Genomic DNA, 11803 nt, shown 5'->3' with positions numbered 1-11803 from the left:
CGCAGGGTCCTGCCTAGTCGCGTTCGTATTCCGGCGCCTCCTTGAGCGTGTCTTCATCCATGTCAATGTAGAGCTTGACCTCCTCGTTCTCGGTGGAGCGGTCGATCCGGTCCCAGGCGATGGCCACGTCCTTCTCGCCCATGCCGAGGACGCCTCCGGTGCCGATCACAACCGCGATAATACGGCCGTCCTGGTCGATGACCAGGTCGCTGATCTCCCCGACTTCTTCATCGCTGTCTCGACTATGGACCTTCTTGTCCATCAGGTCGGAGGCATGCAGTCCCTGCGCAGGCATCCGGTCGATATGGGGTGCATCGTCACGGTCATTGGCATCCTGTTCCTCCATCGCATTGCCGTCATTGGTGTCCATCTCGTGCTCGTCCGCCATTGCGCCGCCGATGCCAAAGGCGAGCACGGGGATCATGGCCGCGGCGAGTTTCAGTGAAGTGAATCTGTTCATGGCTTGTCTCCTTAAAAGTGTCCGGCCTGGGGCCGGCGGTCGACAGGTCACGCTGATCGCACGGGCGCGCATACCGCACGATGCAGTCGTATCGCTGATCCTGGGTGCACCGACAACCGGCGTCTGTACGCTGAACCACAAACGCTCGCACGCGTGGTGCGAGGACCCCTATGTGTCGCTGTGGAGACCACCTGGGCGCGTGTTCCGCGACCCTTTCCCACAGGATCGATCCCTGTTCACATCTTTTTCGCAATGCAGTGCTAGTCTCAGGACGAAGACCGGCACTCAATTGCCTGGTGATGCAAGGGGCGCCGATGACGTTTGTCCAGTTCAGGGGCGTAGTCAGCCAATGCCCTCGGCTTGGCCTGGTGGCGCTGTTGTTTCTGTTTTTTCCGGGGCCCGTCTTCTCGACACTGGATCAGCAGGACGTAGCCGCCCTGAGCCAGGACGGGATCGTGCATGGCATGCAGACGATCCGACGGGATTCTGGATCACAGGAGCGGAAAGACGGGTCTGTCCAGGAATCCCCTTCGCTCGGACCGTCGAATGGGTTGTCCCGTCGCCTGTGCATGGGCGAGAACGTTGTGCATTGCGGATTGAGCCGAGAGGTCGCTCACGGAGCTCAAGCCATGGTCTACGAAGGACGCGGAGAACCGGACCAGACCTGGTGGTACCTCATTGCGATGATTGCGGTGGGTACGTTGCTGCTGGTCAGCCTGCTTCTGGCTCACTACATTTGGCTCAACCGTCGGCTGCGGCACGAGGCCAGGCTGCACCAGGAGGTCGAGACGGTGTTGCGCAAGCAGCAGGACGAGCTTGTGCGCCTGGCCAACACGGACCCGTTGACCGGGGTCTGGAATCGCTTGAAGTTCGAGGGCGAGGCCAAGCACGAGGTTGCCCGGGCCGAACGTTACGATCTGTCCCTTTCGCTGATCTTTCTGGACCTTGACCACTTCAAGGAGGTCAATGACCGCTATGGGCACGCGATGGGGGATGCCATCCTGCGCGAGATGTGCGAACGGGTAAAGGACAGCCTGCGGGACTCGGACCATCTGTGCCGCTGGGGCGGCGAGGAATTCCTGATTCTGGTGCCCCACGCGGATCTGGACCGTGCGACGCTGCTGGCGGAGAAGCTGCGCCACGCTGTGGCCGATGTCCCGGCCGCCCATGGACAGCCCATGTCCGTTAGCCTTGGGGTCGTGTCCCGCGAAAGCGGGGACACCCTGGAGGATCTTGTGCGCAAGGCCGACGTGGCGCTGTACCGGGCCAAGTCCCGCGGCCGGAACCGCGTGGAGGTTTACCATCCCGGCGACCAGTCTGGCCTGCCTTGAGTCAGGAGGCGGTCAGCGGCTCGATTCGCAGTTCGACACGCCGGTTCAGGGCCCGCCCCTGTCCGTGGTCATTGTCCGCAATCGGGCGGTCCGGTCCATGACCGATGGCCATGATGCGGGCGTCCCCGATGCCTTTGGCATGGAGGTGCTGTGCGACGGACAGGGCCCGTTGCTCCGACAGGTGTTGATTGAATTGGCGCGCGCCGGCGGAGTCCGTGTGGCCGGCAACCGTGATGATGCTCGCGTGATACTCCTCCAGGACCTGTCCCAGCGCGTCGAGGATCGGCACCATGTCCGGGTGAATCGTTGCACTGTTGGTCTCGAAGGCGAGGTCACCCGCGAAAGTCAGGGTGATCGTGCGGTCCTCGCGGGAGAGCTCCACGCCCTGGTTGGCCAGATCCTGACGCAATCGGGCGGTCAGAACGTCCATATAGAAGCCCACACGGTCCGTGGCCACGGATTCGTGGCCCTCGTCCAGCAAGCGCTGGCGGCGTTCCGAGATGTCCTGGTCATTGCGCGCCAGATAGAGTCCGTTACGGGTGTATCCGTAAGACTGATCCTGCGAGGCCCCATCATCGCTGTCGGCAGCCCGTTCCCGACTCGGCTCTGCCGATGGCTCGCTGGCGGTGTCGGCATCGCGGGTGGGCATGAGCTCGCAGCCGGTCAGTAGCAGCGTCGCGACGATCACGGCAAGGCTATTGCGGCGAAAGATCGTACTCACTTCGATTCCTCGGAGTCATGGCACCAGTCGCGAAACGCGGGCCCAGTGATCGGGCGACTGAAATGGTACCCCTGCCCAAACCTGACCCCTTGCTGGCGCAGCCATTCCACCTGATGTCGGGACTCGATGCCTTCGGCCACGACATCCAGTTTCAGCGAGCGCGCCATGATGATGATATGGCTGATGATGTTACTGGTCACCGCTTCATGGCCGATGGCGTCGGCGAACGTCTTGTCGATCTTGAGTGTATCCAGTTCGAAGCTCTCGAGATACGCCAGGCTGGAGTAGCCGGTACCAAAGTCGTCAATGGCGATACGGTGGCCGCGCGCGCGAAGGGCCGTGATGCGTGCGCGAACGTCATCCGTGTTGAGCAGCGAGCGCTCTGTGATCTCGAGCTTGATGGCGCGGGCCGGGACCCTGGCTTTCTCCAGCTCGCGCTCCAGCGCCTCGCTGAAGTGGGTGGAGGCGAGGTCCTGGCCGGTGATGTTCAGATTGATCGGGCAATCCGGCCGGGCACGGAGTTGCGGCCCCAGTTCACGGAGAACGCAACGCAGGACGGCGAGCGTCAGGTTCGTGCCCTGTCCCGTGTCCTCGGCCAGTGGCACGAAGACATCCGGGCCGATGGTCTCCTGGTTCTCCCGGCGCCAGCGCGCCAGAGCCTCGGCACCCTGACAGGTGCCCGTTTCCAGATCAACGATGGGCTGGAAGACCACCTGCAACTGGTCATGCGCGATAGCCTCGCGCAGTTCCGAAGCCAGGCTCAGATGGTGGCGGAAATAGCGCAGAATCAGGAACAGCCACATACCGATCAGTAGCAGCCCCAAGGCCCCGGCACCAGCCAGTGTCGGGAGATAGCGTTGCCAGAACTGCGCCATCGGTTGCACGGCGATGATGTCAATTGGAAAGATCGTGCCCAGTGACGAGCGACTCACCATCCGCTGTGCGTCACGGTCTACGGTCAGGCCAGGTTCGAAGGAGTGGAGATCGGGCAGGATCGCCGCGGGGGGATGCGTGACCATGGGCATGGATTCGACCCACAGCCCCACTTTCTGGTCCTCCAGCAAGCCTGGCGTGACCAGCAGGCGGGGGTCGATCGCGATATCGTGCTGACCATAGCGCATCAGGAACAGCTCCACGCCGCCCACGGCCGTGCTGGGGCTCGGCCACCATGCAACCAGACCACTGTCGTAGATCCGGCTGGCCTTGGGTGGCGTCAGGGCGTCGCCCTGCACGAAGCCGGCGCCACACACGCGCTCGACGGCCCGCCAGTAGCCGACGGCGCGAATATAGGGTCGCGACATCGCAGCGTCCTGGAGTTTGTTCAGGTGTTCCGTGGAGCAGGGTGTTGCGTCGAGCGCATTCAATTCGTCCAGAAGGTCGCGTGCGTCGATGATGGCCCATTCGGTCTGCTTGCCAAGGCGCTGCGCCAGTTCATCCAGGCGCTGTTCCTCGGCGACCACTGACCCCTGCCACAGGTACCAGCCCAGCAAAAACAGCGGGAACAGCAAGCCCAGGACCGTTACGCCGAAGACGGCAAACAGCACTTTGTCGCGCCGGGAGGCCATCGCGGGCAGCCCTCCGAAGGGATCCGATAGGGAAGATTTCAGGAGTGTAGCACGGGGTTATTGCGGTCCCATGCATTCTGGTCCGAACGTATAGTTGTGCTGCACATCGGGAGTGAGACGATGGATACCAGGCGGGAGCTTCAGGAGAAGTCGCCGCAGTCGCTGAGCCAGCATGATGGGGTATCGGTGGCGTGTGACTGCTGTTCGTGCGAGGCGGAGCCTTACTGGTGGGGTGTTGCCGCAGAGATGGGGATCGATCCGGAGTCCGAGAAACCGGACCGGGCGGCACAGGCCACCCGGCCGGAACTAGGTTAGTCAACCTCGACGGAGCCCTCGGCCTCGCCTTCGCCTTCGGCACCGGCTTCGGCACCGCTACCACCGGCTTCACCGCCAGCGCCAGCGCCGGCACCTGCGTCGGCGCCAGCGCCGCCACGGGCATCGTCGTCCTGACGGACATCACCGCTGGCTCCGGCATCGCCGCTGGCGCCAGCACCGCCTTCGGCACCCGGGGCCTGGCCTTCGGCCGCCGCGCCACCGGCCGTCCCGCCGCTGGCTTCGCCACCCATTTCGGAACCGCCGCTGGCTTCGGCACCGGTCTCGGCGGCACCTTCGGCGGCCGCGCCCAGGTTTTGCGCCTGTGCGGTGGCGAGACCACCCAGCGCAAACATCGAGGCGAGGGCAAAGGCAATTGCAGTCTTGCGATAGCTAAACATCAGTACAACCTCCTGCTTCGGATTCGTGAACGTTACTTCCGTGCGTCATGACCGACCGGCCGGGCATCGGCTTGTGCCGGTCTGCGTGTACACGTCTAGCGTGCGCTGCCAGGCGAACGAAAGGGTGCCGCAGGAAAGGTGCGAACAGCTTCACCTGGGGGGAGCCAGGAACCGGACTGCGATCAAACTATGGCTTGGCGGGTTCAGTCGGCCGTGCTGGAGGCGCAATGGCCGATGGAGTCGGCTGCACAGATGCGCCCGTCGATCCAGATGGCGCGGTCCAGACGGACCCCCTCGAGTTGTACCCCGGCCACGTCTGCACCGGTGAGGTCGGCGTGGCGCAGGTCCGCGCCCATGAGCCGGGCGCCGCGGAGTCGGGTTCCGCGCAGGTTCGCGCCGGTCAGCAGCGCGTCCGAGAGATCAGCGCCTTCCAGGCGGGCCCCGTCGAGGTCTGTGTAGCGCAGATCGGCATCCATGAGCTGCGCGCGCTCCAGCCGCGCGTTGCTCAGGCGGGCGTCATACAGGCTGGCCCCGGTCAGGTCGGCCCCTCGCAGCGCGGCCCCGGCCTTGTTGCAGTAGTTCCAGTTCACCGAGGGCCCGGGGGGCGCATCGCAATCCGGTGTGGGTGTGGCCTCCTGATGCAGCGCGAACCAGGCGAGCAGGCCGGCGACCAGAAACAGCGCAACCCCGGATATGACCCAGGGACGCGGGCCCTGCACCCATCGGCGCCACGGAAAGGGCGTGCGATCGAGGAGATCCGCCCATAGCTGGCGATGGCTCAAGGTCTCCAGATTCTCGGGACAGCGGCGGTCCCCCTTGCGCTGTTCGCGGTAGATCGGTTCCGAAGCTTGGGAACGGCGTTCCCGCAGGCGTTCGTCCTCGCGCAGCCGGGCGCGTTCCAGACGTTCCCGGCCTCCGGGGGTGTCGGCCAGGCGGACCTCCTCGGGGATCAGGTGAGGGCGCTCGGCGATGCGAACCCAGAACTGTCGGTCCTGGCTGACCTCGTCCTGTTCGGTCAGGCGCCCCAGGATCAGGAAACGGCCGATCTGGCGCGCGGGGTAGGGCCCGCAGACCCCGTCCGGCCGCCGCAGGAACCAGCGCTCATGTCGTACGGCCTCCGACGAAGAGGGCGATGGGGCCACCACCTCGTCGGTCGAGTCGGATGGATCGGACGGTCGTGTGGTCACCGACTCGCCCCTTGTTCACTCGTGCCGGAATGGTCCGGTCGCCGGTCCTTCAGGTAGTGGCGCAGCTCGTCGGCGCTTGGCTGGGCCGCATCCAGAATCAGGTGTATGCGGTTGAAATGTAATAGTTGTGCGCCTCCCGTGTCCGGTGTCAGGTAGAGATCCGGACGTTCACGTTTGATCATCTCCCGGATCAGCGATTTCTGCATGATGCTGAAGGTCTTGAACAGCAGATCGGTGAGTCCGGGCTGCGGCCGGTCGCTGGCATTCCAGGCACCCGATACGTCGACGGCGATGACGATGTCTGCCTTGTCCTGCAGCAGGTCGTAGGGCAGCGGATTGGAGGCTCCGCCGTCGATCAGCAGGCGTCCGTCATCGGCAGGCACGGGTTCGAACAGACCAGGGACCGCCATGCTTGCCGCGATCGCCGGAAAGAGCTCGCCCTCCTGGAGGGCGACCGTCTGGCTGGTCCAGTAGTCGGTTGCTACCACGGTCAGCGGGATGCGCAGCTCGTCGAAGCTGCGGGCAGGGGTGTGCGCGGCCAGAAACCGCAGAAAGGTGTCCGCATCCAGCAGGGCGTTGCGGCCCAGGCGCAGGGGTATCAGCTCGAACAGTTCGAGATCCGAACGCGCCAGGCGGGACAGGGCGTCCATCTCCGAGCCGGCGAAATCGTCGAAGATGTCGAGGATTTCCTCCGCGCTGAGCCCGGCGGCATACAGGCCGCCGATTATCGCGCCGATGCTGGTGCCTGCGATATGGTCCGGCTGCAGACCGAGGTCGTCGAAGGCCTGCAGTATCGCGATGTGCGCCAGACCACCCGCGCCACCGGAGCCCAGGGCCAGGCCAATCGTCGGGCCCCGATCGGTGGCCGGTTCCGCATCGTCGCCGGTCGCGGGCATCGCCAGGAATGCCAGGAGCACGGCGATCAGCAGCCCCGCCCCGGGACGGGCCGTCGAGGTTTGGCGCTGGAGGGGCTTGATCGCGAACACGTGGATGCTCCGGCAGGTACTGTCCGCAGTATAGCGGTCGGTCTGGCTTGGCGTGGCTTGCTACCCTGAATCCCCTGCATACCGATCCGCATCACAGATGAATCCGCAAGCAACCCCCAACCTGGGCGTGTCGCAGTGCCTGCTGGGCGAGCCGGTGCGCTATGACGGTGGTCACCGGCGGGATGCCTTTCTGGTCGACCGGCTGGCACGCCATGTCGCGTGGGTACCCGTTTGTCCGGAGGCGGTGCTGGGCACGCCGCGCGAGCCGATGCATCTGGTGCGGGAAGGGGCACGCCTGGCGCTGCGCGGGAACGAGTCGGGTGGGGACTGCACGGGGCCCGTGCAGGGCTTTGTTCAAGCGCGCGTGCCGGCCCTCGCGGATGCCGGCCTGGATGGCTATGTATTCAAGGCACGATCGCCCAGTTGCGGGCTGCAGGTTCGTGTGGCGAACGAGGCCGAGCCCTCTGGGGGCTTGTTCGCCGCCGCACTGACCGATGCGCTACCCGATCTTCCCGTGATCGAGGAGGCCGGGCTCGTCGGTCGGGATACCCGCGAGGCCTTTCTCGAGCGCGTTTTTGCCCATGCGCGGATCCGAGGGTTGTTCGCCGCGCGCTGGACCCCGCAAGACCTGGTGCGTTTCCATACGCGCGAGAAGATGCTTCTGCTTGCCCATGACCGTGTCGGTTATGACCAGCTGGGGCGCCTGGTCGCACAGGCATCCGCGCGACCTCGCGACGAGGTCACGCGGGGATACACGCAGCGGTTTATGCGGGTGCTGGCAAAGCCCGCTTCGGTCGGCCAGCATGTGAACGTGCTACAGCATTTGGCGGGGCACTTTCGCGATTACCTCGACCGCTCCCGCCTCGCGGACCTGCATCGTGCGATCGACGCCTGTCGCCGGGACGAGTGCCCGCGACCGCATGTCTACGCGCAAATCCGTGCCCTGGCAGAAGGGCTGGATATCCAGTGGGTGCGCGAGCAAAGCATCCTGACCCCGTTTCCCCAGGAACTCCTGACCGAAGAGACTCATGACTGACGTCGCCGCCACACCGATCATCGTACGCCTGGCCCCGGAGATTCACCTGAAGTCGCCCAGCACCCGGAGGCACTTCACGCGGGTCCTGCGGCGGAACCTCAAGCGGGGGCTGACCGGCATCCCGCATGAGCTGCGCACCCAGCAGGGCCGGCTGGTGCTCTATACACCGAAGCCGGAGGCGGCACAGTCGGTCCTGCGCAAGGCCTTCGGGGTCAGTACCTTTTCGCCGGTCGAGGTGGTGCTCAAGGAGGTCTCGGTAAAACGCCTTTGCGAGGTCGTGGGCGCGCATTTCACGGAGGCGGTGCGCGGGCGCCGGTATGCCGTTCGCTGCAAGCGCCATGGCCGCAAGGATCTCTCGGCGACCGAGGTCGAGCGGCGGGTAGGCGCGGTGCTGGACGGGCCCGGTCGCGTCGACCTGGACAACCCGGAAGTGGTCGTCCGCATCGATCTGGATCGCGAGCAGGCCTGGATCTATTCCAGACGCGAGCAGGGGGGAGGGGGATTGCCACTGGGTGTGCAGGGGCGCGCCATGGTGCTGATCTCGGGCGGGTTCGATTCCGCGGTCGCCGCCTGGTACATCATGCGCCGTGGGACGGCCGTGGACTTCGTCTTCTGCAACCTCGGTGGTTCCGTGCACGAGGAGATGGTGCTCGCAGTCTGTCGCCGCCTGGTCAGCGACTGGGGCGCCGGCATCCGGCCCAGGATGTTCAGCGTCGACTTTTCCGGCGTGGTCGAGGATCTGCGGGAGAAGGTGCCCGGCGATGCCTGGCAGATCGTGCTGAAACGGCTGATGTATCGGGCGGCCGAGCCGATCGCGCGCAAGCGGGGCGCGGAGGCGCTGGTCACCGGCGAGGCGCTCAGTCAGGTCTCTTCGCAGACGCTGTCGAACCTGGAAACAATCGATGCGGTGGCCGGCCTTCCCGTACTGAGACCGCTGATCGGATTCGACAAGGCCGAGATCATGAACCGTGCCCGGGCCATCGGCACATTCGAGCTGTGCGAAAAGGTCCCCGAGTTCTGCGCGATCGCGGACCAGCGGCCGATGGTCACAAGCGAGCGTGCGCAGATCGAACGGCTGGAAGCGGCACTCAGTGACGCTTGTCTGGAGCACGCCGTCGCCGAGGCCCGGATGCATGATCTGGGCGCGGTGCCGGCAACGACCGAGCGTACGGGGTCGCTACTGGTGGACCGGATTCCCGACAGGGCGGAGATAATCGACTGTCAGCCGCCGGATCTGTACCGCGACTGGCATGTTCCAGGCGCGGTGAACCACCCGGCGGATGAACTGGCCGCGAGCTTCGAGCGACTGCCGCGTGACCGCTCGTATGTTCTTTACTGCTTTCGCGGGACGCAGTCCGCGGTGCTGGCCGAACGCATGCGGGCCGCGGGCTATGATGCGCGGGCCTTCGCGGGCAACGTGGCGAAACTGCGCCGGCAATGGGAAGGACGCCCGACTGCCGATGCGGGTGTGTGACATTCCCCGTCAGGGGCTCCCGGGGGTGACCAGTACGCGTCCGCAGATCTGGCCGGCCAGCAACGCGTCGGCACGCTGTGGAAGCCGGGACAGACCGGTCTCTTCCGCCAGGCAACGCTCCAGCGTCTGCGCTGACAGGAGTTCGCCGATGCGTTGCCAGACCCGTTCGCGGTCGTTCGCCGGATATTGAACCGAGTCGATGCCCTGCAGGCGAATGCCGCGCAGCAGAAACGGGATGACCGTGGTGGTCAGCTCCGCACCGCCCGCGAGCCCGCAGGCCGCCACCACGCCGCGCGCCTGCGTCTCGGCGAGGGCGTGGGCGAGGGTATCGCCACCTACGCTGTCGATCACGCCCGCCCAGCGTTCGGACAGCAGCGGGCGGTCGGGTCGCTCGGCAAGCTCGGTTCGGGGCACGATCGAGCAGGCGCCCAGGGCCTCCAGATGGGCGGTGTTCTCCGGCCGTCCAGTGGCGGCCGCGACGCGATAGCCCAACGCAGCAAGGAGTGCGATCGCCAGGTTGCCCACGCCGCCGGAGGCGCCCGTGACCAGGATCTCGCCGCTCTCGGGGGTGATACCGCCCTGTTCCAGCGCCTCGACCGCCAGCATGGCGGTAAACCCGGCCGTGCCCACGATCATCGCGCTACGCGCATCCAGCGTGTCCGGGATCGGGGTCAGCCAGTCGCCCTGGACGCGGGCGTACTGTGAAAAGCCGCCCCAGTGGCGCTCGCCGACATGCCAGCCCGTCAGCAGGACGCGATCCCCCGGCCGGTAGCGGTCATCGGTGGACTCTCGCACCGTGCCGGCCAGGTCGATCCCCGGCACATGGGGGTATTCCCGCACCAGGCGGCCGAGACCGTTGATGATCATCGCATCCTTGTAGTTCAGCCCGGAGTGTTCAACGGCGACCAGCACCTCGCCGGCGGGGAGGTCGCTCCGGTTCAGGGTGCATACCTCGGGGATCGGTCGCGGCTCGCCGGTCTGCAGCCGCAGTGCGCTGAAAGTGTCTGTCGAGGTCATGGCGGGTCTGTATTCGGGTATGGGCCGCATGGCCCGCTACGGGGACAGCAGGCCGGCGCGAAAGAGTTCGTCGTAGGTCGTCAGGCCTTGTTCGGCCTTGTCCATGCCGTCATCGAGGAGCATGCGCCGGCCCTTGTCGGACAGGCGCTGGCGCAGTCCGCGGTCGTCGCGGTGATCGAGGATCGCCGCGGCGTCATCGTCGTCCAGGTGCCAGACCTCGAAGATGCCGATTCGGCCATGGTAGCCGAGATTGTTGCATGCGGAGCAGCCGCGCGCGGTCCAGATCGTCTCGGGGGCTTCGCGCCCACCGATACCGAGCCACTGTCGCTCCCTGTCGTCCGGTGCCCGGCGTTCGTGGCAATGGGGGCACAGACGTCGGACGAGGCGCTGCGCGATCACCAGTTCGAGCGTCGGTGCAATCTCGAAGTCCTCCAGGCCCATATTGCGCAGGGAGGCGACAGTACCGACCGCATCGCGACTGTGGAGGGTGGCCATCAGGGAGCGCCCGCTGGTGGCGATGTTGATCGCCCCCCGCGCAGAACCGCCATCGCGGACCTCGCCCACGAGCACGTAGTCCGGATCGAGTCGGAGCAGTGTCTGGGTACCCTGTTCGAAATCGAGCCCCTGTTCGCTGTTGATCTGGATCTGGTTGATCCCGGGGATGGCGTACTCCACCGGGTCCTCGAGGGTAATGATCTGCTGCGGCGTCCGACCAATCTCGTGCAGCAGGGCGTAGAGCGTCGTCGTCTTGCCGCTGCCGGTGGGGCCGGTGACCAGCAGCACACCGCCGGCCGTTTGTGTCCATTGGCGGATCGCGTCGACCTCGCGCCCCGGCAGGCCCAGGTCCCCCAGGTCCTGAAAGGCGTCCGGCTCGGCCAGGATGCGCACGGAGAGCTTGTCGCCGTTGACGCAGGGCACGGTGGTGACACGAAGATCCAGGCGCCCCGTGTCTTCACCGCGCCAAGCGAAGCTGCCTTCGGCGGAGTTCAGGGTTGGCATGGGGTCCAGTCCGGCCAGTGTCTTGAGCTGGTTGGCCAAGAGCTCGCCCAGCCCGGGCTCGAGGGTGATGGCATCTACCATCAGGCCGTCGATGCGCAGGCGAATACGATAGCCGTGGGGTTCCGGGTCGAGGTGGATATCCGAGGCGCGTACGGCCACGGCGTCCTCGATCAGGGCATGGGCCTCGAGCCGGCCCTGCGCGTGTTCGTCCTCGTCGAGGTATTCGCGCAGGCCGGGGACAAGGTGGGGTTTCAGCGCGCGTCCGTCACCGGGCGTCTGGCGGAGGGGTTCCGGCATTCAGCCCCCGGTCGAAC

At 65.9% G+C, this 11803-nt stretch carries 12 protein-coding genes; 4 read left to right on the top strand and 8 right to left on the bottom strand.

Going from position 1 to position 11803, the window contains the following annotated elements; all coding sequences use genetic code 11:
• Positions 1-13: 13 nt before the first annotated feature.
• Positions 14-460, bottom strand: a complete 447-nt coding sequence (locus tag C995_RS0105140) for a PRC-barrel domain-containing protein (protein ID WP_018863923.1) — start codon at positions 458-460, stop codon at positions 14-16.
• A gap of 629 nt (positions 461-1089) precedes the next feature.
• Here C995_RS0105140 and C995_RS0105135 point away from each other — a divergent pair.
• A complete protein-coding gene (locus C995_RS0105135; RefSeq protein WP_018863922.1) occupies positions 1090-1791 on the top strand; it encodes a GGDEF domain-containing protein in 702 nt (233 codons plus the stop codon).
• 1 nt (position 1792) lies between these two features.
• Here C995_RS0105135 and C995_RS0105130 read toward each other — a convergent pair whose 3' ends face one another.
• The gene (locus C995_RS0105130; protein ID WP_018863921.1) at positions 1793-2512 is read right to left on the bottom strand and encodes an OmpA family protein; all 720 of its coding nucleotides are present in this window, start codon (positions 2510-2512) and stop codon (positions 1793-1795) included.
• Positions 2509-4077, bottom strand: coding sequence for an EAL domain-containing protein (locus C995_RS0105125; RefSeq protein WP_018863920.1), 1569 nt, complete (start codon positions 4075-4077; stop codon positions 2509-2511). Before C995_RS0105125 ends, C995_RS0105130 begins: the two co-directional genes overlap by 4 nt.
• 120 nt (positions 4078-4197) lie before the next feature.
• Between C995_RS0105125 and C995_RS14385 the strand changes: the two genes are divergently transcribed.
• Positions 4198-4392: a hypothetical protein gene (locus tag C995_RS14385; RefSeq protein ID WP_018863919.1), complete on the top strand. Its 195-nt coding sequence runs from the start codon at positions 4198-4200 to the stop codon at positions 4390-4392.
• Here the strand turns inward: C995_RS14385 and C995_RS0105115 are convergent.
• The 3 genes from C995_RS0105115 to C995_RS0105105 all read right to left on the bottom strand — a co-directional run bounded on the left by C995_RS0105115 (position 4389) and on the right by C995_RS0105105 (position 6963).
• Positions 4389-4790: a hypothetical protein gene (locus C995_RS0105115; RefSeq protein ID WP_018863918.1), complete on the bottom strand. Its 402-nt coding sequence runs from the start codon at positions 4788-4790 to the stop codon at positions 4389-4391. The genes C995_RS14385 and C995_RS0105115 overlap by 4 nt on opposite strands.
• Before the next feature lie 203 nt (positions 4791-4993).
• Positions 4994-5977, bottom strand: coding sequence for a pentapeptide repeat-containing protein (locus C995_RS0105110; RefSeq protein WP_018863917.1), 984 nt, complete (start codon positions 5975-5977; stop codon positions 4994-4996).
• On the bottom strand, positions 5974-6963 hold the full coding sequence (locus tag C995_RS0105105; RefSeq protein WP_018863916.1) for a patatin-like phospholipase family protein: 990 nt from the start codon (positions 6961-6963) through the stop codon (positions 5974-5976). Before C995_RS0105105 ends, C995_RS0105110 begins: the two co-directional genes overlap by 4 nt.
• Positions 6964-7060: 97 nt before the next feature.
• On the opposite strand from C995_RS0105105, the gene C995_RS0105100 reads away from it, so the two are divergent.
• Together C995_RS0105100 and thiI are read left to right on the top strand one after the other, a co-directional pair.
• The gene (locus C995_RS0105100) at positions 7061-7999 is read left to right on the top strand and encodes a DUF523 and DUF1722 domain-containing protein (RefSeq protein WP_018863915.1); all 939 of its coding nucleotides are present in this window, start codon (positions 7061-7063) and stop codon (positions 7997-7999) included.
• Positions 7992-9473, top strand: a complete 1482-nt coding sequence (gene thiI / locus C995_RS0105095; protein WP_018863914.1) for a tRNA uracil 4-sulfurtransferase ThiI — start codon at positions 7992-7994, stop codon at positions 9471-9473. Before C995_RS0105100 ends, thiI begins: the two co-directional genes overlap by 8 nt.
• 9 nt (positions 9474-9482) lie before the next feature.
• Here the strand turns inward: thiI and C995_RS0105090 are convergent, their stop codons facing one another.
• On the bottom strand, positions 9483-10490 hold the full coding sequence (locus C995_RS0105090; RefSeq protein ID WP_018863913.1) for an MDR family oxidoreductase: 1008 nt from the start codon (positions 10488-10490) through the stop codon (positions 9483-9485).
• A gap of 36 nt (positions 10491-10526) precedes the next feature.
• Complete coding sequence (locus C995_RS0105085) at positions 10527-11786, bottom strand: GspE/PulE family protein (RefSeq protein WP_018863912.1); 1260 nt, start codon at positions 11784-11786, stop codon at positions 10527-10529.
• Positions 11787-11803: the final 17 nt, after the last annotated feature.

This window comes from Thioalkalivibrio sp. ARh3, assembly GCF_000377265.1.
In the GTDB taxonomy this organism is placed as follows: Bacteria; Pseudomonadota; Gammaproteobacteria; order Ectothiorhodospirales; family Ectothiorhodospiraceae; genus Thioalkalivibrio; species Thioalkalivibrio thiocyanoxidans.
This window is presented reverse-complemented; position numbering and strand designations above follow the sequence as displayed.

What these genes read in the sequence shown, in the direction of transcription:
- C995_RS0105115 (WP_018863918.1), bottom strand. Translation starts at nt 4,790, where the DNA reads ATGTTTAGCTATCGCAAGACTGCAATTGCCTTTGCCCTCGCCTCGATG.
- C995_RS0105135 (WP_018863922.1), top strand. Translation starts at nt 1,090, where the DNA reads ATGGTCTACGAAGGACGCGGAGAACCGGACCAGACCTGGTGGTACCTC.
- C995_RS0105125 (WP_018863920.1), bottom strand. Translation starts at nt 4,077, where the DNA reads ATGGCCTCCCGGCGCGACAAAGTGCTGTTTGCCGTCTTCGGCGTAACG.
- thiI (WP_018863914.1), top strand. Translation starts at nt 7,992, where the DNA reads ATGACTGACGTCGCCGCCACACCGATCATCGTACGCCTGGCCCCGGAG.
- C995_RS0105090 (WP_018863913.1), bottom strand. Translation starts at nt 10,490, where the DNA reads ATGACCTCGACAGACACTTTCAGCGCACTGCGGCTGCAGACCGGCGAG.
- C995_RS0105085 (WP_018863912.1), bottom strand. Translation starts at nt 11,786, where the DNA reads ATGCCGGAACCCCTCCGCCAGACGCCCGGTGACGGACGCGCGCTGAAA.
- C995_RS14385 (WP_018863919.1), top strand. Translation starts at nt 4,198, where the DNA reads ATGGATACCAGGCGGGAGCTTCAGGAGAAGTCGCCGCAGTCGCTGAGC.
- C995_RS0105100 (WP_018863915.1), top strand. Translation starts at nt 7,061, where the DNA reads ATGAATCCGCAAGCAACCCCCAACCTGGGCGTGTCGCAGTGCCTGCTG.
- C995_RS0105140 (WP_018863923.1), bottom strand. Translation starts at nt 460, where the DNA reads ATGAACAGATTCACTTCACTGAAACTCGCCGCGGCCATGATCCCCGTG.